This window comes from Achromobacter sp. FW305-C-13, from assembly GCF_058783475.1.
The window spans coordinates 1,021,361-1,043,633 of sequence record NZ_JBYSYN010000001.1 but is presented as its reverse complement, the minus strand read 5'-3'; the positions used below and the strand labels follow the sequence as shown (position 1 = coordinate 1,043,633).

The 22,273-nt window shown below is 66.6% G+C and carries 22 protein-coding genes; 9 read left to right on the top strand and 13 right to left on the bottom strand.

The window, feature by feature from the left end; all coding sequences use genetic code 11:
* The first annotated feature begins 34 nt into the window (after nt 1-34).
* On the top strand, nt 35-1,501 hold the full coding sequence (locus tag AC3WMU_RS04635; RefSeq protein ID WP_280026083.1) for an amino acid permease: 1,467 nt from the start codon (nt 35-37) through the stop codon (nt 1,499-1,501).
* Here AC3WMU_RS04635 and AC3WMU_RS04630 read toward each other — a convergent pair.
* Nucleotides 1,498-2,283, bottom strand: coding sequence for a 2-keto-4-pentenoate hydratase (locus AC3WMU_RS04630; RefSeq protein WP_280026082.1), 786 nt, complete (start codon nt 2,281-2,283; stop codon nt 1,498-1,500). The genes AC3WMU_RS04635 and AC3WMU_RS04630 overlap by 4 nt on opposite strands.
* Nucleotides 2,284-2,463: 180 nt before the next feature.
* On the opposite strand from AC3WMU_RS04630, the gene imuA reads away from it, so the two are divergent.
* From imuA to AC3WMU_RS04615, 3 genes are read left to right on the top strand one after another with little or no spacing between them, the layout of a single operon-like run.
* A complete protein-coding gene (gene imuA, locus AC3WMU_RS04625; RefSeq protein ID WP_035212963.1) occupies nt 2,464-3,168 on the top strand; it encodes a translesion DNA synthesis-associated protein ImuA in 705 nt (234 codons plus the stop codon).
* Nucleotides 3,098-4,567 (top strand): Y-family DNA polymerase, encoded by a 1,470-nt coding sequence (locus AC3WMU_RS04620; RefSeq protein WP_492281921.1) that lies wholly within the window; start codon nt 3,098-3,100, stop codon nt 4,565-4,567. The genes imuA and AC3WMU_RS04620 overlap by 71 nt, the downstream gene beginning before the upstream one ends.
* Nucleotides 4,568-4,580: 13 nt before the next feature.
* A complete protein-coding gene (locus AC3WMU_RS04615; protein WP_492281920.1) occupies nt 4,581-7,814 on the top strand; it encodes an error-prone DNA polymerase in 3,234 nt (1,077 codons plus the stop codon).
* Between the two features lie 28 nt (nt 7,815-7,842).
* Here AC3WMU_RS04615 and AC3WMU_RS04610 read toward each other — a convergent pair whose 3' ends face one another.
* Nucleotides 7,843-9,135, bottom strand: coding sequence for an SGNH/GDSL hydrolase family protein (locus tag AC3WMU_RS04610; RefSeq protein WP_492281919.1), 1,293 nt, complete (start codon nt 9,133-9,135; stop codon nt 7,843-7,845).
* A gap of 119 nt (nt 9,136-9,254) precedes the next feature.
* Here AC3WMU_RS04610 and AC3WMU_RS04605 point away from each other — a divergent pair, with 119 nt between their 5' ends.
* Complete coding sequence (locus tag AC3WMU_RS04605; protein ID WP_492281918.1) at nt 9,255-10,169, top strand: LysR family transcriptional regulator; 915 nt, start codon at nt 9,255-9,257, stop codon at nt 10,167-10,169.
* Between the two features lie 62 nt (nt 10,170-10,231).
* Nucleotides 10,232-10,633, top strand: a complete 402-nt coding sequence (locus AC3WMU_RS04600) for an I78 family peptidase inhibitor (protein ID WP_006224426.1) — start codon at nt 10,232-10,234, stop codon at nt 10,631-10,633.
* A gap of 36 nt (nt 10,634-10,669) precedes the next feature.
* Here the strand turns inward: AC3WMU_RS04600 and AC3WMU_RS04595 are convergent, their stop codons facing one another.
* The 7 genes from AC3WMU_RS04595 to AC3WMU_RS04565 form a co-directional block, all read right to left on the bottom strand.
* The gene (locus AC3WMU_RS04595; protein ID WP_492281917.1) at nt 10,670-11,635 is read right to left on the bottom strand and encodes a LysR family transcriptional regulator; all 966 of its coding nucleotides are present in this window, start codon (nt 11,633-11,635) and stop codon (nt 10,670-10,672) included.
* A 45-nt stretch (nt 11,636-11,680) separates the two neighbouring features.
* Nucleotides 11,681-12,415, bottom strand: coding sequence for an amino acid ABC transporter ATP-binding protein (locus tag AC3WMU_RS04590; RefSeq protein WP_006224424.1), 735 nt, complete (start codon nt 12,413-12,415; stop codon nt 11,681-11,683).
* Between the two features lie 14 nt (nt 12,416-12,429).
* Nucleotides 12,430-13,119 carry an amino acid ABC transporter permease gene (locus tag AC3WMU_RS04585; protein ID WP_280026076.1) on the bottom strand — a complete coding sequence of 230 codons (690 nt, stop codon included), beginning with the start codon at nt 13,117-13,119 and terminating at the stop codon, nt 12,430-12,432.
* Nucleotides 13,112-13,801 (bottom strand): amino acid ABC transporter permease, encoded by a 690-nt coding sequence (locus AC3WMU_RS04580; RefSeq protein ID WP_006224422.1) that lies wholly within the window; start codon nt 13,799-13,801, stop codon nt 13,112-13,114. Before AC3WMU_RS04580 ends, AC3WMU_RS04585 begins: the two co-directional genes overlap by 8 nt.
* A gap of 123 nt (nt 13,802-13,924) precedes the next feature.
* Nucleotides 13,925-14,746: an ABC transporter substrate-binding protein gene (locus AC3WMU_RS04575; RefSeq protein WP_006224421.1), complete on the bottom strand. Its 822-nt coding sequence runs from the start codon at nt 14,744-14,746 to the stop codon at nt 13,925-13,927.
* A gap of 61 nt (nt 14,747-14,807) precedes the next feature.
* Nucleotides 14,808-16,010 carry an aminotransferase class I/II-fold pyridoxal phosphate-dependent enzyme gene (locus tag AC3WMU_RS04570; RefSeq protein WP_454677089.1) on the bottom strand — a complete coding sequence of 401 codons (1,203 nt, stop codon included), beginning with the start codon at nt 16,008-16,010 and terminating at the stop codon, nt 14,808-14,810.
* Nucleotides 16,007-16,687 (bottom strand): RraA family protein, encoded by a 681-nt coding sequence (locus AC3WMU_RS04565; RefSeq protein ID WP_454677090.1) that lies wholly within the window; start codon nt 16,685-16,687, stop codon nt 16,007-16,009. The genes AC3WMU_RS04570 and AC3WMU_RS04565 overlap by 4 nt, the downstream gene beginning before the upstream one ends.
* Before the next feature lie 408 nt (nt 16,688-17,095).
* Here AC3WMU_RS04565 and AC3WMU_RS04560 point away from each other — a divergent pair, with 408 nt between their 5' ends.
* Nucleotides 17,096-17,452, top strand: coding sequence for a hypothetical protein (locus tag AC3WMU_RS04560; protein ID WP_424625771.1), 357 nt, complete (start codon nt 17,096-17,098; stop codon nt 17,450-17,452).
* A 62-nt stretch (nt 17,453-17,514) separates the two neighbouring features.
* The gene (locus AC3WMU_RS04555) at nt 17,515-19,296 is read left to right on the top strand and encodes an alkaline phosphatase D family protein (RefSeq protein WP_454677091.1); all 1,782 of its coding nucleotides are present in this window, start codon (nt 17,515-17,517) and stop codon (nt 19,294-19,296) included.
* 43 nt (nt 19,297-19,339) lie between these two features.
* Here AC3WMU_RS04555 and AC3WMU_RS04550 read toward each other — a convergent pair whose 3' ends face one another.
* The 4 genes from AC3WMU_RS04550 to AC3WMU_RS04535 are packed head-to-tail and all read right to left on the bottom strand — an operon-like array spanning nt 19,340 to nt 21,697.
* A complete protein-coding gene (locus tag AC3WMU_RS04550; RefSeq protein ID WP_454677092.1) occupies nt 19,340-20,233 on the bottom strand; it encodes a ParB N-terminal domain-containing protein in 894 nt (297 codons plus the stop codon).
* Nucleotides 20,234-20,278: 45 nt separating this feature from the next.
* Nucleotides 20,279-20,890, bottom strand: coding sequence for an LON peptidase substrate-binding domain-containing protein (locus AC3WMU_RS04545; protein ID WP_280026067.1), 612 nt, complete (start codon nt 20,888-20,890; stop codon nt 20,279-20,281).
* A gap of 12 nt (nt 20,891-20,902) precedes the next feature.
* Entirely contained in the window at nt 20,903-21,310 is a 408-nt protein-coding gene (locus tag AC3WMU_RS04540; protein ID WP_088587219.1) for a carboxymuconolactone decarboxylase family protein, read from the bottom strand.
* Nucleotides 21,311-21,352: 42 nt separating this feature from the next.
* The gene (locus tag AC3WMU_RS04535) at nt 21,353-21,697 is read right to left on the bottom strand and encodes a GFA family protein (protein ID WP_006224413.1); all 345 of its coding nucleotides are present in this window, start codon (nt 21,695-21,697) and stop codon (nt 21,353-21,355) included.
* A gap of 92 nt (nt 21,698-21,789) precedes the next feature.
* On the opposite strand from AC3WMU_RS04535, the gene AC3WMU_RS04530 reads away from it, so the two are divergent.
* Nucleotides 21,790-22,218, top strand: a complete 429-nt coding sequence (locus AC3WMU_RS04530) for a VOC family protein (protein ID WP_006224412.1) — start codon at nt 21,790-21,792, stop codon at nt 22,216-22,218.
* The last annotated feature ends 55 nt before the right edge of the window (nt 22,219-22,273 follow it).

Sequence of the window (22,273 nt, the reverse complement as noted above, 5' to 3'; positions counted from 1 at the left end):
ATTACCGCCGCAACGGCCTTCTTTTACCCCTGTAATGCAAACACCGACAACCGACTCGGGCGCCACGCCTGCGAGCCAGAATCAGCTGCACCGCGTGCTCAAGGCACGCCACCTTACGATGATAGCGCTGGGCGGGGCCATCGGCACCGGCCTGTTCGTCGCCTCCGGCGCCGCCATCGCCCAAGCCGGCCCGGGCGGCGCCCTGCTGGTCTACCTGGTGATCGGCCTGATGGTGTATTTCATCATGACCAGCCTGGGCGAACTGGCCACCTTCATGCCGGTATCGGGCTCGTTCTGCACCTATGCGTCGCGCTATGTGGACCCGGGTTTCGGTTTTGCACTGGGCTGGAACTTCTGGATCAGCTGGGCCACGGTGGTTGCCGTGGACGTGGTGGCCGCCCAACTGGTCATGGCGTACTGGCTGCCGGACACGCCAGGCTGGATATGGAGCGTCGCCTTCCTGGCGCTGACCTTCGGCCTGAACGCGTTTTCGGCGCGCAGCTTCGGGGAGGCCGAATACTGGTTCGCCATCATCAAGGTCGTTGCCGTCCTGTGCTTCATCGCGGTGGGGCTGGGCATGCTGGTGGGCATCATCCATAGCGGCGACCCGGTCGGGCTGGTCAACTGGAAGGTCGGCGACGCGCCGTTCGTGGGCAACGCGGCCACCTGGGTCGGCGTGGCGATGGTGGTGGCCTATTCCTTCCAGGGGACCGAACTGGTGGGCGTGGCCGCGGGCGAATCGGAAAATCCGCGCCGCAACGTGCCGCGCGCCATCAACAACGTGTTCTGGCGCATCCTGCTGTTCTATGTGCTGGCCATCCTGATCATCGGCCTGCTGGTCCCCTACACCGACCCGCAACTGCTGCGCAACGAAGTCGAGGACATCGCCGTCAGCCCGTTCACGCTGGTGTTCCAGCATGCGGGGCTGCTGTCGGCCGCCACGGTGATGAATGCCGTCATCTTGACGTCCGTGCTGTCGGCCGGCAATTCGGGCATGTACGCCGCCACGCGGATGCTGTTCAACATGGCGGCCGAAGGCCAGGCGCCGGCCCTCTTCAAGCGGCTGACCGCCAACGGCGTGCCGCTGTATGCGCTGCTGGCCACCACCGCGCTTGCCTGCCTGTGCCTGTTCAGCGTCGTGTACAGCCCGAAGGCGGTCTACATCTGGCTGCTGAATTTTGCGGGCATGACGGAATTCATCGTGTGGCTGAGCATCGCGGTCAGCCACTACCGCTTCCGCCAAGGCTACGTGAAGCACGGCTATGACACGGCCGACCTGCCCTACAAGGCCGGCCTGTTCCCATTCGGCCCGCTGCTGGCCTTCGTGCTGTGCCTGGTCGTGACACTGGGCCAGAACTACCAGGCCTTCCTGGAAGAACGCATCGACTGGATCGGGGTGGTGTCGACCTATCTGGCCATCCCGCTGTTCATGGCGCTGTGGATCGGCCATCGCGTGGTGAAGCGGTCGCGCTGGGTCAAGTACGCGGACATGCGCTTCTAGAGGCTGAGCGTCAGCTCCTGGTCGAGGTAGGTGGCGCGCAGGACGTGCCCTGCCCCCACGATATCGAAGGGTTTGCACATGGCGCCGGTGGAGACGATCTCGCCGGCGCGCAGCATCACGTTCCGGTCGGCCGCGTGCGCGTAAAGCGCCGCCAGCGAACGCAGCGGGTCCGTCGCATCGTCGCCGGTCTGCGCGCGGGCCTTGACCTGCCCGTCCAGCGACACCGCCGCCGACGCATCAACCTGACGCAGCAGATCGGCATCCAGGCCGTCGCTGAACGGTGCGCTCACGACCAGGGCCTCGAACCCGACGTTGTCGGCCACGAAACTGGGCCACCCCACCGCGCGGCGGTCGACGAAGCGCGAACGCACCAATTCGAACGTGACGCAGGCGTGGCGGATGTCGGCGGGATCGACCTCGCGCCCCGCTAGCGGGGGAAGGTCGCGCGCCAGGACGAACGCGATCTCGCATTCCACGGTGACGGGCGCATTCAAAGGCAGACGCACCTGGGCGCCCGAGCGGTGCAGGCGCTGTGCTTCCAGCTGGCCGATCAAGGGCCGCGACAGGTTGCCGGCGCGCAATTGCGCCGGGCTGCCGACCCCCAGTTTCCATCCGCCCCGCACCCCGCCCGCGGCGCGGAACAGCGCGTCCTGCGCGGCGTAGCCTTCCGCCAGGGTTTGGGGCCGCAGCGCCACGGGAAGGGCCTCGAGCTGGGTCTCGCGACGCCATTGGTCAAGCAGGAGTTCCGCGGTGGCGGCGGGGTCGAAGGGGGAAGTCGGCATGGGCAAGGGAAAAGGGGGAATGTTACGGGCGCAAGCCCTTGGGGCGGCAACCCGAACCGGGGCCAGATCACATGATAACGATATCGTCCGGGACGATCCACGGGGGCTGGAAGGCCGGTACAATACTGTATATTCATACAGCATAAGCCTTTCCCTTTCCCGACCCGGGCCTTACCCGCCATGCAGTCCCCTGAACGTATCCACCCCGCGTTGTGGCGCGCCACCCAGATGGCCAAAGGCGCCGCCCGCAACCTGCCCACCGGGCACGCTTCGCTTTCCGCCGAGCTGCCGGACGGCGGCTGGCCGTTGGGTGCGTTGATCGAACTGCTGACCCCGCACCCCGGCATCGGCGAAATCCGCCTGCTGCGCCCGGCGCTGGCCCAACTGGAAACGCGCCGGCGCATCGCCCTGGTGCAACCGCCGCACGCCCCCCATATCGCCAGCTGGATGAGCTGGCGGCTGGATCCCCGGCAGTTGCTGTGGGTGGCGCCGCAAAAGCCCGTCGATACGCTATGGGCCACCGAACAGATCCTGAAGAACGGCAGCTGCGGCGCCCTGATCTGCTGGCTGCCCCACGTGCGCCCCGAATCCCTGCGCCGCCTGCATCTGGCGGCCCAGGCCAGCGATTTGCTGTTCATCGCCGTGCGCCCGGCCAGCGCAGCGCAGCACGCCACCCCCGCCCCGTTGCGGCTGGCGCTTGCGCCCGCTCCGGGCGGATTGTCCGTCCACATCCTGAAACGCCGGGGTCCGGTCTGCGACACGCCGCTGTACGTCGCCCTGGAACCCGGCGCCCTTACGCCTTCTTCCCCCCGCCATGCGCCTTTGGATCGCCGTCTTCCTGCGCTGCCTGCCGCTGGACGCACTACGCCCGCACTGGCCGCTTGAAGGGCAGGCGTTCGCCGTCCTGGACCAGGAACGCGTCGCCGCCCTCACCCCCGCCGCCCGCCAGGCCGGCGTCAAGCCGGGCATGCGCCGCGCCGGCGCGGCGGCTATCGCCCCCGACGTCGAACTGTTGCCGCGCCAGCCCCAAACCGAAGCCGACGCCCTGCTGGGCGCGGCGCTGGCCCTGCTGCAGTACACGCCCGAAGTCGCCCTGGCTGGCGACGACACCGTGCTGCTGAACGTGGGCGCCAGCCTGATGTTCTTTCGCGGCCCCCGCGCGCTCAGCCAGCGGGTCCGCGCCACGTTGCAGGCCCTGGACCTGCGCGTGGCGCTGGGCATGGCCCCCACCGCCACGGGCGCGTGGCTGCTGGCGCACCGCCCCGGCCGCCGCGTGCCCCGGCGCACCTTGACCCTGCCCACGCTGACGCGCCGGCTGGACGCGCTGCCGCTGGCGCTGCTGCCCCAGGCGCAACCGCGCCGGGACTGGCTGGACGACATCGGCTGCCATACGCTGGCAGACCTGCGCGCCCTGCCGCGCGCCGGCCTGCAACGGCGCAGCACGCCCGACCTGCTGCACGCCCTGGACGCCGCCTATGGGCAGGCGCCCGAACTCTATCGCTGGATCGAACCGCCCCACCAGTTTTCGCGGCGCCTCGAACTCACGGACTACGTCGAACACACCGACGCCGTGCTGGCGGTGGCGCGCCGGCTGGCCGAACAACTGGGCGGCTGGCTGACCGCCCGGCAATTGGCGGTGCAGCGCGTGGTGCTCAGCATGGAACACGAACGCGGCCGCCACGCCCGCCCGCCCACCGAACTGGAACTGGCGCTGGCCCAACCCGTCTGGCAGGCGCCGCAGCTTTTGCATCTGCTGCGCGAAAAGCTGAACCACTTCACCCTGGAGGCGCCCGTCATCGCCGTCGCGTTACAGGCGCCCGACACGGTCGAGCAGCCCGCCGCCAGCACCACCCTGTTTCCCGAACCCGGCGGCACGGCGGCCGACCACGCCCGGCTGCTGGACCTGCTGGTGGCGCGGCTGGGCCGCGACCAGGTGCGCCACGCCCAACCCGCCGCCGACCACCGTCCCGAAGCCGCCAATGCCTGGGGCGACGCGCTGGCGCCCCCTCAAGCCCCCGGCCCCTTGCCCTCCTTGCTGGACCGCCCCTTCTGGTTGCTGGAAACGCCGCTGCCCTTGAAACTGTCGGGCCATCGCCCCCAGTACGGCGGCCAGGCGCTGCGGCTGATGCGCGGCCCCGAACGCATCGAAAGCGGCTGGTGGGATCCCGCCCTGACGGTGCGCGACTACTTCGTGGCCGAAGACGCCGCCGCCGCGCGCTACTGGATCTACCGCGAGCGCGACGCGGAACACGCGCGCTGGTTCCTGCACGGGCTGTACGCCTGAGGCCGTCCGCAGCATGCACGACGACTCCTTCGACGCGCTCGATCCATCCGACCTGCCCGCGGCGCTGCCCGGCTATGCCGAGCTGCAATGCCAGTCGAACTTCTCTTTCCTGCAAGGCGCCTCGCACCCGGAAGAACTGGCCGCGCGCGCAGCCGAACTGGGCTACGCCGCGCTGGCGCTGACCGACGAATGCTCGCTGGCGGGCGTGGTGCGCGCCCATATGGAAGCCAAGGCCCAGAAGCTGCCGCTCATCATCGGCGCCACCTTCCAGCTACGCGCCGCCCCGGACGCCGCGCCGCTGGGCCTGACCCTGCTGGCACAGACCCGCGAGGGCTACGGCAACCTGTCCGAACTCATCACACTGGCCCGCACCCGCGCACCCAAGGGCGAATACTGGCTGGCGCCGGAAGACCTGACCGATCCGCCCGAGGGCTATGCGCATTTGCGCCAGTTGCCCGAATGCCTGGCCATCCTGACCCCCGCCTACGGCATCGACGCCGACCGCCTGGCTGAACAGGCCCGCTGGCTGGCGCGTGTCTTTCCGCACCGCGCCTGGGTCGGCCTGAACCTGCTGTACCAGTCGCGCGACGATCTGCACCGCGCCGCCGTCGAAGGCGCCGCCCGCGCGTCGGAATTGCCTATGGTGGCTGTCGGCCAGGTGCAGATGCACGTGCGGTCGCGCAAGCCCCTGCACGACACGCTGACCGGCATCCGCACCCGGCAGCCCGTTTCCCAATGCGGATACGAACTGTCCGGCAACGCCGAACAGCATCTGCGCACCCGCATGCGGCTGGCCACGCTGTACCCGCCCGAGGCATTGGCGCAAACGCTGGCGGTGGCCCGCCGTTGCGCATTTTCGCTGGACGAACTGCACTACGAATACCCCGACGAAATCGTGCCGCGCGGCCACACGCCGGCCTCCTACCTGCGCCAGGAAACGCTGGCGGGCGCGGCCCGCCGCTTTCCCGCCGGTGTCCCGGACCTGGTGGCCGAACAGATCGAAAAGGAACTCGGCCTGATCGCCGACCTGCACTACGAAGCCTATTTCCTGACCGTCTACGACATCGTCCTGTATGCCCGCAACGAAGGCATCCTGTGCCAGGGCCGCGGGTCGGCCGCCAACTCCGCCGTCTGCTATTGCCTGGGCATTACCGCAGTGGACCCGATGCGCGGCAACAACCTGTTCGAACGCTTCATCAGCAAGGAACGCAACGAGCCCCCCGACATCGACGTGGACTTCGAACACCAGCGCCGCGAAGAGGTCATCCAGTACATCTACCGCAAATACGGCCGGCAGCGCGCCGCGCTGACCGCCGTGGTCATTTCCTACCGGCCGCGCAGCGTGCTGCGCGATACCGGCCGCGCGCTGGGCGTAGACCTGGGCGTCATCGACGCCGTGGCGCGCGCCCATCAATGGTGGGACGGCAAGAAAGAAATGCTGCGCACGCTGGGCGCCTGCGGCCTGGACCCTGAATCCCGGGTGGCGCGGCAATGGGCGTCGCTGGCGCAGACCATGATGGGTTTTCCCCGCCACCTGTCGCAGCATCCCGGCGGCTTTGTGATTTCACGCGGCAAGCTGTCGCGCCTGGTGCCGATCGAAAACGCCGCCATGGAAGACCGCAGCGTCGTGCAGTGGGACAAGGACGACCTGGACGCGCTGAAACTGTTGAAGGTGGACGTGCTGGCGCTTGGCATGCTGTCGGCGCTGCGCCGCACCCTGGAACTGGCCGGCCAGCGCCGCGGCCAACCGCTGACGCTGCAGGACATCCCCGAAGGCGACGACGCCACCTACGACATGATCTGCGACGCCGACACGGTCGGCGTGTTCCAGATCGAATCACGCGCGCAGATGACGATGCTGCCGCGCCTGCGGCCGCGCAAATACTACGACCTGGTCGTGCAGGTGGCTATCGTGCGGCCCGGGCCGATCCAGGGCGGCATGGTCCACCCCTATCTGCGCCGCCGCCAGGGCAAGGAACCCGAAACCTACCCCAGCGAAAAAGTACGCGGCGTGCTCAGCCGCACCATGGGCGTGCCCATCTTCCAGGAACAGGTGATGCAGATCGCCGTGGTGGCCGCGGGCTTTACGCCGGGCGAAGCCGACCAGTTGCGCCGGTCGATGGCCGCCTGGAAGCGCAAGGGCGGCGTGGACAAATTCCGCGTCAAGCTGGTGGGCGGCCTGCTGGCGCACGGCTACACGCTGGACTTTGCCGAAGCGCTGTTCCGGCAGGTGGAAGGTTTCGGTGAATACGGTTTTCCGGAAAGCCATGCCGCCAGCTTCGCGCTGCTGGCGTACTCCAGTTCATGGTTGAAGCGGCACGAGCCTGAAGCCTTTCTGGCCGCCCTGCTCAACTCCCAGCCCATGGGCTTTTACGCCCCCGCGCAACTGGTGCAGGACGCCCGCCGCCATGGCGTCTGCGTGCTGCCCGCAGACGTCACCGTCAGCGGCTGGGACTCAGCCTTGGAAGCCCTGCCGGACGGTCACCCCGGCGCCCGCCGCAGCGCCCGCCCGCACGCCCCCGGCCCCGACGCCCCGCGCCCCGCCGTCCGGCTGGGCCTGAGCCTGATCCAGGGCATGCGGGAAGACGCGGCCCGGCGCATCGAGGACGCGCGCGCGCAGTCCTCTTTTGTCGACACCGGCGACCTGGCCCGGCGCGCCGCGCTCAATCGCCATGACCTGAACGCGCTGGCCGCGGGCGATGCACTGCGCACCCTGGCGGGCCACCGGCGCCAAGCCAGCTGGGAAGCGGCGGCCAGCGTACACAGCCGCGACTTGCTGCGCGACGCCGCCATCGAAGAGACCCAGGCGCCGCAGTTGCAGGCGCCATCGGAAAGCCAGACCGTGGCCGCCGACTACCGCAGCGTGGGCCTGACGCTGCACAGCCACCCGGTAGCGCTGCTGCGGGACCAATTGGCGGCCCGCAATTTCCAGCCCGCCGAAGTCCTGAACCGCTACCCCGACAAGCGCGTGGCGCGCGCCTGCGGCATCGTCACCGTGCGTCAGCGGCCGCAAACCTCCAAGGGCGTGATTTTCGTGACGCTGGAAGACGAGACCGGCCCCGTCAACGTGGTCGTGCGGCCGGAACTGATCGAACGCCAGCGTCGCGAACTGCTGGGCGCCAAGCTGTTGGGCGTTTACGGCGCCTGGCAAAGCGTGGACGGCGTGCGCCACCTGATCGCGCAACGGCTGGTGGACCTATCCGACCTGCTGGGCGGACTGGCCACGCAAAGCCGCAACTTCCATTGACGGGCGGCCCCGGCGCCGCACAGGCCGGCTACCGGCCGAACAGGATGCCGTCGTCCAGCGCCTGCGCCATCGCCTGATAGCCCGCGTCCCCGGGATGCAGATGATCGCCCGAATCGTAGGCGGGCAACAGGCGCGCGGGATGCGATGGATCCCGCAGCACGGCGTCCATATCCACCACGGCGTCGAACACGCCGCTGCTGCGGATCCACCGGTTCACCTCGCGCCGCACCGCGTCCTTGGCCGGGCTGTAGTGGCGGGCCAGCGGCGTGCCGTGCAGCGAGCCCTCGTAGGGCGCGATGGTGGCCCCGACGATGCGCACGTTGCGGGCGCGCGCGGCCTCGGCCAACTGCCGGTAGCCCTCGGTCAGCCGCGCCGCGGTCATCGGTGCGTCGCCGGGCGCAAACCCGCTATCCGGCCAACCGATATCGTTGATGCCCATCAGCAAGACCACCGTCCGCACGCCGGGTTGCGACAGCACGTCGGCCTCAAAGCGCGCCATCGCGTTCACGCCCATCTTGTCGCCCCACACCCGGGCCCCCGAAATGCCCGCATTGACCACGCCCACGCCCTGCGGCGCCAGCCGGCGGGCCAGAAAATCCGGCCAGCGGCGGTTGGCGCCGGCTGTCGATCCGTTGCCGTCCGTCAACGAGTCCCCGAACGCCACGACGACCGGGGTGTCGGCCGCGGTTTCCACCCAGACGCCCGCCAGGAACGCCCGGCCCTGCAACGCGGCGGCGCCCGGCAGGTCCGGTGCGCCGCTGGCATCGCCCGGCGCCAGCGCCGCGGTTTGCTGGGCGCCCCAGTGGAACGTCGCCACCGGCGTCGGCTGCGGGAAATAGGTGCTGATGGCCAGTTCGCTCAAGGCGGCAACGGGCAGATCCACCGGATCGCTGATCGCCTGGGCACCCGGCGCAATAGTGACGCCCGGCAGACCGCCAAAGCGCAAGACGCGATCCGACACAGGGTCAATGGCCGCCCCCGCCCGGGCCCGCGCCACCCGGGCGGCGCCGATCACGAGCGGCTGTGTGCCGTATCGATTGGACAGCACCACCCGCAGGCGCTTGCCGCCCAGGCTGATCTTGACGGTCTCGCGCAGCGTCTGGTCCGCCACCTGCGCCGGCATGCCGGTCGGCAGCACGAACGCCGTGTCCCATAACGGCTGCGGGCTGGCGAACCACGAACTGACCCAGGACGATTGCGGCGCGGGCGCGGTAGCGGGTGCGGTAGCGGCCGCGTACGTGGCGGATGGATGCCAGACCAGGCCCGTGGCGGCCAGGCTGGCGGTGCGGACGAAAGAACGGCGGTTCATGGCGGGGGGCATAGGGAATCCTGGGAAACGGATAGCGGTTTCAACCGCGACACCGTCACGATAGGTTCTTCCAAACCATGCCGGTAGATCCGTAAAATGCATACCACTTCTTCCAAAATGGAATGCTTACCATGGATACCCTGCGCGCCATGCGGGCCTTTGTCCGTGCCGTGGAGCTCGGCACGCTGTCGGCCGCCGCCCGGGAACTGGGCTTGAGCCAACCGGCGCTGAGCAAGATCGTGGCCGCGCTGGAGAAAGATCTGAACGTGCGCTTGCTGGAGCGCAGCACAACCCGCGTCGTGCCCACCGAACAAGGCAAACGCTTCTACGAACGCGCCAACCGCGTGCTGGAGGAATATGCCGAAGCCGTGGCCGACGCCCGCGGCCAGACCGAGCAGCCCGCCGGCTTCCTGCGGCTCAACGCCCCGGTCGCACTCGGGCAGTTCCGGCTGAATGCGCTGATCCGGGAATTCCTGGACGCCTATCCCGACATCCAGGTCGAATTGATCCTGAACGACCGCTTTGTCGACCTGGTGGAAGAAGGCGTGGACGTGGCGCTGCGCCTGGGCGGCGACCTGCCGCCCAATGCCATCGCCCGCAAGGCGGCCCTGTCGCCGCGCCATCTGGTGGCGGCGCCTTCCTATCTGGCGCGGCACGGCAAGCCCCGCACGCCTGAGGACCTGAGCGCCCACGATTACGTCCGGTTCGCGTGGCTGCCAGGCGGCGACACCCTGGAACTGCACCACGGCGCCTCGCGCGCCACCGTCCAGACCCAGGGGCGCTACCGCGTCAACAACGCCCTGGCCATCCGCGAAACGCTGGCGATGGGAGCCGGCCTGGGACTGTGCCCCGCCTGGCTGGTAGAGGACCTGGTGGCCGACGGGCAATTGCTGCGCGTTCTACCCGAATGGAGCGGCGCGCCGCAAGAGGCTTTCCTGATCTACCCCTCGCGCCGCTACCAGGCGCTGCGGGCCCGGTTGCTGATCCAGTTCCTGGCCGACCGGCTGCCTGCGCTGCCCGGCATGCAGCCGGCCGGCGGCCCCTGATTACAGTCCGCCCCGGCTGGTCTATCATGGCTTTTTTGTCGCGTAGTTGTAAGGAGCTTTACATGATCCGCAAGCTGATCCCTTTCCTTCTGGTTGCCAGTTTGAGCGCATGCGCCAATACGGGAACGTCGTCGTCCAGCAGCGCGCCGGCAGCCTCCAGCTCCTCCAGCGCGTCAAGCTCCTCGGGGTCGTCCGGCGGCGCGAGCTATGGCGGATCCTCCTATGGATCATCGTCAAACATCCCCGGCGCCACCAGCGGCAAGACGTGCGATGCCGGCGCCCTGCAATCGCAGATTGGCCAGAAGGCCACCCAATCTGTCATGGAAGACCTGCGTTCGCGCAGCGGCAGCACGACCGCGCGCATCCTGCGCCCCGGCCAGCTCGTCACCATGGAATACAACGCGACCCGCCTGAATCTGATCGTGGACGACAAGGACGTCATGACGGCGATCCGCTGCGGCTAAGACCGCCTTGGGGGCCGGCGCCCGCCGGCCTGCCGCCTAGGCTTGGCGCCGCAAGGCGGCCGGCGGCACGTGGGGCAGGAATGCCCCCGCCACTTCGAACGCGCATTCCTCGCGCGCAATATCGATCACCCGCGACACGATCGGGTTGACGATGTTCTTCTTGTGCACGGCGTAGTAATTGATGGTGGGCAGGTCCGGCTGCACGTTCAACTGGCAGAGCGCGCCGCGCTCGACCAGCGGCGCGAAATACGCGCCCGGCAGATAGCTGATGCCCAGGCCCAGCATCGTCAGCTGCGCCATCATCCCCAGGCTGTTGCAGGTCAGCACGCGCTTGACCGGCAGGCCCTGCTCGGCGAACCACGCGTCATACAGGTGCGACAAGGCGGAATTCGTAGGCTGCGAAATCACGGGGTACGGCGCCAGGTCCTGCGGCGTCAGGCGGGCTGCGAAATCGATGTCCAGCGCGGGGCTGGCCATCCAGACATTGGTGACGGCGCCCAAATGCGTGCAGTCGTACTGGTAGCTCCAGAACGGCCCGGGCATGATGGCCAGGTCGATCTGGTCCTGCTCCAGCCTTTCGTACAGCGTGATGCCGCCATCGATCTCGGGCATCAGCTGCACGCGGGGGTAGCGCTGGCTGATCTGATTGATCAGCCGCGCCAGCCACGTAATGCCCACCAGTTCGGTCACGCCCAGCCGCAGCACGCCTTCGAAACTGGCCGGATCGGCCATGTTCTGCACGATGCGGCTGTTCAGATCCAGCATTTCGCGCGCCAGTTCGAAGAGCTTGCGCCCTTGCGGCGTCATCACCAGCTTCTTGGCCCGGCGTTCGAACAGGGGCGACCCGGCAAACGCTTCAAGCTCGCCCACCCGCTTGGCCACTGCCGACTGCGTGGTGTGCAGTTTGCGGGACGACGCGCTGAAGCTGCCCAATTCGGAGCTCCAGTAAAAAGCCTCTAGCTGTTTAAGGGTGTACATCGCGGCGGTCGATGCGAAACGCATGGAAACCCTCACCTTAACATCGCCGCCGCGCTGCCTGCCGCGACCTTAGCCGCGCGGATGCAGAATGTCGGCCAGGAAGCGCTGCGCGCGCGGATGGGACGGCGCGCTGAAGAAGCGCTCGGGCGTATCCATTTCCAGGATCTCGCCGCCGTCCATGAAGACGACCCGGTCGCAGACGTCGCGCGCGAAACCCATTTCGTGGGTCACGCACACCATCGTCATGCCGTCCTTGGCCAGCCCCTTCATTACCTGCAGCACCTCGCCCACCATCTCGGGGTCCAGCGCGCTGGTCGGCTCGTCAAACAGCATCACCGGCGGTTGCAGGGCCAGCGCCCGGGCGATCGCCACGCGCTGCTGCTGTCCGCCCGACAAAGCCCCCGGATAGGCGTCGATCTTGTGTTCCAGGCCCACGCGTTCCAGCAGGCTTTTCGCCAGCGCCACGGATTCCTTGCGGGACTGCTTGCGGATGTTCACGGGCGCGAAGATCACGTTTTCCAGCACGCTCATGTGCGGGAACAGGTTGAACTGCTGGAACACGAAGCCGATCTTCTGACGCAGCGCATTCAGATTCGCGCCCTTGGCGTAGATGTCCGCGCCGTCGATCAGGATGCGGCCCTTTTCGATGGGCTCCAGGCGGTTGATCGTGCGGATCATGGTGGACTTGCCCGACCCCGACGGGCCGCACACCACCAGCACTTCGCCGCGCGCCACCGACAGGTCCACGTCCTTCAGCACGTGATGCGCGCCGTACCACTTGTTCACTTTTTCAAGATTGATCATGTTTTGTCCTTGCTTTAAGCCATGGCGCGCGAGCGGCGGATACGCAGGTCCAGCCAGCTCAAGCCGCGGCTCAGGCTGAAGCACACCAGGAAATAGATGATGGCCAGGATGCCGAACACCTGCAGCGGCTGGGTCAGCACCAGGTTGTTGACCTGGTTGGCCGCGAAGGTCAGTTCGTTGACGCTGATGACATAGCCCAGCGACGTCTCCTTGATGGTCGACACGAACTGGCTGGTCATGCTGGGCAACACGTTAAAGAGCGCCTGCGGCAGCACCACCTTGCGCATCGTCGTCCAGTAGCCCACGCCCAGCGAACGCGACGCCTCAATCTGGCCGCGCGGCACCGCCTCGATGCCCGAACGGATCACTTCCGACAGGTACGCGCTTTCATAGACCACCAGCGCGAAGATCAGCGTCCAGAAGCCGCTGACGACCTGACCGGTCAGTTTCGGCACGACAAAGTAGGCCCAGAAGATCAGCATCAGTAGCGGCATGCCGCGCACCACGTTGACCAGCGCCTTGCTGGCCACGCGCAGCCAGCCGAACGGGCTGACCCGGGCCAGCGCAATCAGCAGCGCCAGCGGCATCGACATCGCCAGGCCCAGTGCCGCCAGGATCAGCGTGAGGACCAGTCCGCCCAGCGGGCCGTTGGGGTATTGGCCGACCAGCAGCGTGGGCCAGTATTGCAATAGCAGATCAAGCACCGTGGCCTCCGCGGTTCAGACGGTAACGGGCGTAGATGCGCGATCCCACCGCCATGATCAGGAACGATCCCAGCAGGTACATGATCGTCGCCGCGCCGAAGGTGGCGAAGGTGCGGTAGGTCTCGTTTTCGATCTCGCGGGCCTGGTAGGTCAGTTCCATCACGCCGATCGCCATGGCCACGCTGGTGTTCTTGAACAGCAGCAGCGCGCGGCCCACCAGCGGTGGGATGGAAATGCGCACGGCCTGCGGCACGATCACGAAGCGCATGCACTGCAGATAGCTGGCGCCCAGCGCCCGGGCCGCTTCGAACTGCGTGCCCGGGATGGCGCGCAGCCCGCTGCGGATGTCTTCGGCGATGTAGGCGGCCGAGCCCAGCGCCAGCGCGATCGCCGCCAGCGACATCTCGGCGTTGTGCTCGTACAGCCACATGCGAAAGCCCTCGGGCAGCAGTTCAGGCATGCCGAAGTACCAGAACAGCACCTGCACCAGCAGCGGCACGTTGCGGTGGTATTCCACGTAGGCATCGACCACCCAGCGGCACGGCGCCAGGTTGGTGGCGCGCACCACGACCAGCGTCACCGCGATCGTAAAGGCCATCACCCAGGCAACCAGGAACAACTGCACGGTGACCAGCATGCCGCTGGCCAGCAGCTGGTATTGGGAAGCGTCAAGTAGGCTCATAAAGCAATCAATCTCCTGCAATCGCGCGGCCCACGCCAAACGTCACGGGCTCCGGCCGCCCACCTGGGCGGACGCCGGAAACCGTGACGGGGACATGCGGGCCGCGCTGGGGTCAGCGGTCTTTCAGCCGGCGATGGGGCCGATCTTGAAGCCGCGTTCCAGCTTGTACGGCGTTTCGGGGCCGAACCACTTGTCAAACAGCTTGGCGGCCGCGCCCGAGCTTTCCGCTTCATCCAGCGCCTGGTTCACGGTCTGCAGGAAACGCGGTTCCGACTTGCGCACGCCCAGGCCCCAGGGTTCGTCGAACACCGACTTGGCGATCACGCTCACGGGCGCGGTCGGCGGGCTCTGCAGCACCAGGCGCACAAGCACCAGCTCAGAGGCGAACTGCGCATCCACCTTCTTCTGCTGCAAGGCCAGATAGGTGGCCGAGCTGTCGCCGTAGCCGATGACCTGGGACTTGTTCAGGATGCGCTTGATCTCGCGCTCCGAGCTGGAGCCCTTGGTGGCGCCGACGCGGCGGCCGTTCAGGGCTTCCACGGTGTCCAGCCCAGAGTCCTTGCGCACCAGCAGCTTCTGCGGGCTGACGTAGTAGGCGTGGCTGAAGGCGATCTGTTCGGCGCGGTCGGGCGAATAACCCAGGTTGGCCGCCAGGATGTCCACGCGGCCTTCGTTCAGTTCCGGCACGCGCGCCGCCACCGACAGCAGCTTGTAGTTGACCTTCACGCCCAGCTTGTCGGCGACGAGCTTGCACACATCGACGTCGTAGCCCACCAGTTGGCGCGTGGCGCCGTCCTGGAAGCTGAACGGCTGCGAGGTGCCCAGCGTGCCGCAGACGAGTTCGCCGCGCGCCTTGATGTCGTCGACCTGATCGGCCTGGGCGGCGGCGCCCAGCGCCAGGGTGGCCAGGCCCAGGCAGGCGGCGAAGAGAGTGTGGCGTTTCATGGTTGATTCCCCTTGTCTGTTTGTGTGGTGGTCGTACTGGAATGAAATCCGTGGCGCCGGCTCAGGCCAGCTTGGCGCAGGCCTCGCGGATGGCGGCGCATCCCTGCTTGATATCGTCCAGGGACGCGGCGAACGACAGCCGGAACGTGCCCGGCGCGCCGTAGGCGTGGCCGTCGATGACAGCCACGCCGGCCTCGCGCAGCAGATAGTGCGTCAGGTCGGTGTCGGTGGCGATCACGTCGCCGGCAGGCGTCTTCTTGCCCAACAGACCCGAGCAGTCCGGAAAGACGTAGAACGCGCCTTGCGGCACGACGATCGCCAGGCCCGGCGCGCCGGACAATTCGGCGATCGCCAGGTCGCGGCGTTCGCGGAAGACTTGGGCGAAATGGGTCACGCATTCCTGCGGACCCGACAACGCTTCCAGCGCCGCAGCCTGGCTGACGGACGATGCGCCCGACGTGCTCTGGGACTGCAGGATCGCCATCGCCTTGATGAGTTCATCGGGGCCGGCGCCGTAGCCGATGCGCCAACCCGTCATGGCGTACGCCTTGGACACCCCGTTGACCACCAGCGTGCGGGCGGCCAGTTCCGGCGCGACCTGCAACGGATGCACGGTCGGTTCGCCGGTGAAGTTCAGGCGGGCGTAGATGTCGTCGGTCATCAGCCATACGTGCGGATGGCGCTTGAGCACGTCGGTCAGGCCGCGCAGTTCGTCGGCCGTGTAGACCGAGCCCGTCGGGTTGCTGGGCGCGTTCATCATCAGCCACTTGGTGCGCGGCGTGATGGCGCGCTCCAGCGCTTCCGGGGTGACCTTGTAGTCCGTGGCGGGCGAGGTCTGCACCGCGACCGGCGTGCCGCCGTTGACCAGCACCATGTCCGGGTACGACACCCAGAACGGCGCGGGAATCAGCACCTCGTCGCCCTCGTTCAGCGTGGCGGCCAGGCCGTTGAATATCACCTGCTTGGCGCCGGTAGAGACGATGATCTGCGCCACGGGGTAATCCACCCCGGTCGCTTCCAGCAGATGGCCTTGCGCCGCGCGGCGCAAGGCAACCGTGCCCTGCGCGGGCGGGTATTTGGTTTCGCCGCGGTTCATGGCGGCGGTGGCAGCCTGGCGGATGTGTTCCGGCGTCGAAAAGTCGGGCTCGCCGATCGTCAGGTCGATGATGCGGCGGCCCTGCTCGCGCAGTTCGGCGATGATGGCGCGTGCGGCGACGCTGGGCGACAGCTTGATGCGCTTGATGCGATCAGCGACGATGCTCATTTGGCGGCTCCCATCTTCTCGGCCAGGGTCTTTTCCAGCCAGGGCTTGGTGTAGGTGCCGGCGCGCAGCTTTTCCTTGGCCACGGCTTCGTCCGCTTCCTTCTTCTGCGCCAGGGCCAGCACGGCCGCGGCGAATTCGGCGGGGATCACCACCACGCCGTCGGCGTCGCCCACGACCACGTCGCCCGGGTTGACCACCTGGCCGCCCACGGACACCGGCACATTGATTTCGCCCGGGCCATCCTTGTACGGGCCCTTGTGCGACGCGGCGCGCGCGAAGCAGCCGAATTCGCCCTGGGCGAAGACGTCCAGGTCGCGTACGGCGCCGTCGATCACAAAGCCCTCGATGCCGCGCGATTGCGCATCCATCATCATCAGTTCGCCGACCAGCGCGTTGCTGGTGTCGCCGGCGCCGTCGACGACGATCACGTCGCCCGCGCCACCCAGCGAAATCGCCTTGTGGATCATCAGGTTATCGCCCGGGCGGGTCTTGACGGTCAGCGCCAGGCCGACGGTGCGACGCGTGCAGGCATGCATCGGGCGCAGGCCCGACACGCCGTACAGGCGGTTCATGCAGTCGCTGATCTGGGCTGAGCCGATGGCGGCGAAGCCGGCCAGCACGTCGGCCGAGACGGCCGGGGCGGGCCGGGAAAGAATGCGGTAACCGATGGGATTCATGAGGGAGTCTGGGGTAGATGCGTGGACAGCGTTAAGCGAACACGCATTACAAGGCCCCAGGGGGTGTTCCTCAAAACGATATAAATTCCCAGTCATTCAGGAATTTTATTCGTGAATTTTGCACTTAAGGGTTATCCCTTATTCGTGTTTCGGCGGTTGGTCGCCACCGTTCGACACCTTTTATTCGCACCCCGGCCCAGCATCGTTCGTGGAACCGGTCGACGATCAGCCGGCAAGCAAGGCGACAAGGCACAGGGCTGCGACACGGGGGATTCAACAGCCACCGTGCGCGGTGATATCAGCCATAATCAATTCAACCTGACCCCGCGTGACAGCAGGAGTTCAGTTTTCGCTCCCACATCAACCGGTAGCGGGTAGGCCGTAGCGTACTCAGTGCGGAGTATCTCAATGATGACACCGGAAACGCCAGACGACGACTTGGTACGGACCCGCAGCCACGGGCCACGCGCACTGCCCCAGGGCTATCGGGCCGGATTGATTACGGCCATCACGGTATTGCTGGGCTTTTCGCTGGGTTTCCTGCGCTACTGGGGCTTGGACGCGCCGGGCGATTGGAGCGCGCTGTCCGTGCTGCCAGGCGTGTCCTTGTTGCTCGCCAGCCTGCTGCAGATAATTGCGCTTTACCGCGCCTTGCGTTTGGAGGATGAAGCCGAGGATGAATACCGGAAAACCGTGCGATGGTTCATCGCGTCGGCGATGCTGCTGTTGCTGGGCCTGACAGCGGCGTTGTGGGAGGCGGCGTGAATTGCTCGTACCCGGATCGTCAAGGTAGTAGCGAAAGAAATGACTAGCTGAGGAGGCTGATCATGAATGAAAAAGATCTGCTACTGGGGCCTGTGTTGTCGTTCCGTGGTATCGGAAAAGGTGACGTCTGGAAAGTGAGCGCGCTGGTGGGCCTCAAGGCGGGCGCCGTCACGCCTGCACTGGAGGTCGACGGCAAGGCTTGCGCCGCGCCAAAGGAGCTGTTGGCCATCAACGGCGAACGCTATCTGCGCTACGACCTGTCCTGCAAGATCTTGAAGAACGAGCGCACCGTAAGTTACGGTATTTCAGGTGGATTGACGTGGCGGATGACGGTACCCGGCAAGGATTTCTCGCCGCGCATGGCCTATGTGTCGTGCAATGGGTTTTCGGACCCGGCGGTGATGCGAAAGCTCATCCGGACGTCGGACGCGGTGTGGGAAGACCTGCTCTACAGCCACGACCGCGAACTGCGAAAAGAACAGGGTGCAGGCGAAACCAAGCTGCTGGACAAGGAGCAGTTGTGGCATGAGAAGCGCATCCATGACAAGGGCCTGCAGCGCTTTCATCTCATGCTCATGGGAGGCGACCAGATCTACTTCGACTCGATCTGGGAAGACGTTAAGGCGCTGCGCCAGTGGGTGGCCTTGCCTCGGCAGGCGCAATTGGAGTTCAAGGTCACCAAGGCGCTGGACCGCGAGATCGAGGCCTACTACTTCGGACTGTACAAGCAACGCTGGCTGCCCAGCGAGCGCAAGCCCTGGTCGTCGCCAATGGCCACGCTAGACGCGAGCGCGGCGATGGCGTCGATGCCGACTGTCATGATGTGGGACGACCACGACATCTTCGACGGCTGGGGTTCGTACAGCTGCGCGATGCAGAACAGCCCACTCTTTCAGACGCTGTTCCGCCACGCCCGACGCGCCTTCTGGGTGTTTCAGATGCAACATGCGCTGGACGACCTGCCCCAACAGGAAGACACGACGCCAGCGGGTTTTTCCCGACAAGACCCACTGCTCAAGCCCATCGTGTGGAGTCAGGTACTCGCCAAGGATGCGTTGGCGCTGCCCCTGCTGGACGGCCAGCCGGGATTCACTTCCGCGTACGCCATCGGGCCGGTGGCCATCATGGCGGCTGATCTGCGCACCGAACGCTCGCGGACACAGGTGATGGGCTCGGACACCTGGGGCCAAATCAAGAATTGGACCGACAGCCTGAAATCCGGCAACGCGGGCGCACAACCCAAGAGTGCTTGCCAGCATCTTCTGTTCATGTCCTCGGTGCCCGTCGTGCACCCCAAACTGCCCCTGGCCGAGCTGCTGATGGACAAGTTCGGACAAGACCACGTCACGGACAGCAATGCCGACGACCTGAAGGATCACTGGTCCCACGACGACCACGAAGGTGAGCGAAAACGCCTCCTGGAAGTGTTTTCCCAATTGGCGCGCGACAAGAAGATCCGCGTGTCCCTGGTGTCGGGCGACGTGCACGTCGCAGCCTGGGGCACGGCCTACCGCAAGGACCTGCCTGCCACAGAGACTTGGTCCCAGATCCACCAGTTCACCTCGTCCGCCGTGGTTCATCCTTCGCTCATGGGCGTGATGGAGCGGCTGTTTCTCTCCTGGTTGAACAGCAATGCCAAGCAACCTCAAAACATCGACGTGCAGTACGTTGCGGAAGTGATGCCTTTCCCTGGGCACGACAAACATGTCATGGCAGCGCGCAACTGGCTGGCCCTGGAGTTGGACATGGGCTCGGCCGAGGGGTGCAAATTATGGGCAACTTGGCGATGCGAAACCGAAATCAGCTTTTCGAATCACTTGCTCGCAGTCGCAGCCGTGGCATGAATAAGCGTTATCCCTTACTCATGCTCCCATCCGGTATTCCGCCTTAATCGTCGCCCGCGCTGCCCCCATTGCGCGCTTCCGATAGCGCGATCGTCAGGTGCATCACCTTCTTTTTCAGCTGGTCGCGTTCGTCCGTCAGGCGCGCCAGGACGCCGCGCAGACGCGCCACCTCGGCGGGCAGGTCTGCGATGCTTTCGATCGGCACCTCGGGCGGGGCTTCGCGGGGCGGCGGCGCCTTGGCCAGGCGCACTTCGCGCGCCGCCTGCTGCAGCTCTTTCCTGCCACCGGCCACGGCTGCCGCCTGGCGTTCGGCGGGCAAAGACGCCACTGCTGCGGCGGCATTGATCGAAATCGCGCCCTCTTTCACCGCACGCACCAATTCCGGCGCGGCGTCTTTCTGGATCTTTTCGATCTGGCCCAGCGTATTGCTGCTGATGCGCGCCGCGCGCGCCAGCGCCTGGCGGCTAGGCACGGGTGGCGTCCAGGAGATGTTCGGCGGCAGGCGTGGCGCGCCGTCGGCGCCAGGAGCATGCTCGTCCCAAGGCGGTGAACCCTCAGACGATGCGGTGTCAGCCGACCCGGCGTCGGGCGGCGCGCTGCCTTCTGGAGGCGTGCGCGCCAGCAGGATCTCTTTCTTGCGCAGCGCCAACACGCCCCGCTGGAAGTCCGACACGCTGCGCCGGCCCAGGTGGTTTTCGATCATCCACAGGTGCACGTCTTCCATCGACTTGAACGTGGTGTTCTGGCGGGTCTGGAATTCGATGCCGTGCTTCTGGCAGATGGCGTAGCGGTTGTGCCCGTCCACCAGCAGATCGCCCCACAGCACCAGCGCATCGCGGCAGCCCTCGGCCAGCAGGCTGCGCTCCAGCGCTTCGTGCTCGTCTTCGGTCAAGGGGTCAATATAGGCGCGCAGGCCCTCGTCAATCCTGATATCCATGATGTCCAAAAAGGTTACTCGCCCGGCGTTTGCACCGGCGACCCGCTACGCCAGCCCTTGGCCGCGCAACAAGTCCTGAATAGCCGCCAACCGGGCCTCGGGGTCCGTCAGGCCCAACAGCCGGGCCTTGTCGTCCGGCGGCAGCGGCAGCAGTTCGCACCAGCGGTCCGCCACCCAGCCGCAGTCGTCCAGCCGGTACGGCGGCGCCAGCGGCATCCGGTCAGCCGGCACGCCGTCCTGCTGCCATTGCGCCACCAGCCGGCCCAGGGCATCGGCGCTGGCCTGCATGGACGCCGGCACCGGCGTGGGCGGATCGTCGGCGATGGGCTCGGTCTGGCCCATCCAAAGACCGTATTTTGCCACCTCGCTGGAAAGCAGCCGGAATCGGCTGGTGCCGATGCAGCGCACCTGCAGCAACGCGGGCATCGGCGCGTCCCAGGACGCGATGCGAGCCATTGTGCCCACGGGGGCCAGGGTCTCGACGCCTTCGGGCGACCGGACTTCGCTGCCCGCCAAGAGGCCCACCACGCCGAACTCGCTGCCGTCCGCGATACAGCGGCGGATCATATCCAGGTAGCGCACCTCGAAAATGCGCAGATGCAGCACGCCGGCGGGAAACAGCGCATTGGATAAGGGGAACAGCGGGATCAGCGCCATGGTGGCCTCCTCCTACTTGACGTCGAACGCGGCGTCCACCGGCACCTGCATGGCCGTCACCATCGCGTTGGTCTGCGCCGCCATGCCGATGACCGACAGCAGTTCGGCGTGCTGGCCGTCGGTCATGCCCTTGGCCTTGGCCGCCGCCGTGTGGGAATGCACGCAATACGAACACCCGTTGGCCGTGGACACGGCGATGTAGATCATTTCGCGCACCAGCGGGGACAGCTCACCTTCCGCCATCATCACCTGCTTGAGTTGCGCCCAGACGCGCTGCAACTGCGGCGGGTCATTGGCCAGCGCGCGCCAGAAGTTGTTGACGAAATCCGATTTGCGCGTGGCACGGATATCCTCAAACACTGCCCACGCCTCGGGGCTTTTGCGGACATCCTCGTCCGACAGCAATTTGACCGTGCTCATGCGCGGGTTCCTTTATGTTGTTGAGGGTTCAGACGCCCGATTTCACACATTGCGGCCATCGTACGGGATACGCGTCAGGGCATTGAGGTCTACGTTTTCCAGGCATCGCGCATTGACCGCCGCGGTCTCTTCGCCCTTGGGGCTGGCCCCGAAACCAAACGGCGCGCAACCGCAATTGGCGCAAAAATGGTGCGCAATCACATGCTTGTTGAATTTGTAGGTGGACAGGCTTTGCGTGGGCGACGTGATGCGCAGCTGCGCACGCGGCACGAACCACAGCAAATAGCCTTTGCGGCTACAGTGGGAACAGTTGCACTCCAGAACCTGCGACACGTCGCCATCGACTTCAAATCTGATCTGTCCGCAGTGGCAGCTACCTTGTTGCATGGCCGGGCTCCTTCAAGTCTCACGGGTCGGGCCTTCCATCATAGATCGGCCACGGCTGCCCCGGCACCTGCCCGCCCAACCAGGAAGACACCATGCCCCAACTCTCCGCCTACCTCAGCTTCGACGGCAACTGCGCCGACGCCCTGCACTTCTACGAGCGCGTGCTGGGCGGCCGGATCGAAGCCATGATCCGCTACGCCGACGCCCCGCCCGACGCCGCCATGCCCGCCCTGTCCGCCGACGATGCCGAACGCATCATGTATGCGCGGCTGGCGCTGGACGAGCAGACCCTGATGGGCAGCGACGCGACCGCCGGGCACCCTTATCCCGGTAAGAAGGGCATGGCGCTCTCTTTGGCCTACCCCACGGTGTCGGATGCGCAACGCGTGTTCGAGCAATTGTCCGACGGCGGCACGGTGACCATGCCGTTGCAGAAGACGTTCTGGGCCGAGGCGTATGGCGCGCTGGTGGACCGGTTCGGCACGCGCTGGATGGTCAGCGGCGGCCGGCAGACCCACTAAGGCCGGTATCGCCTGATCGGCGCACGCCCCCGCCGTCGCGCCCGCGCGACGTCCG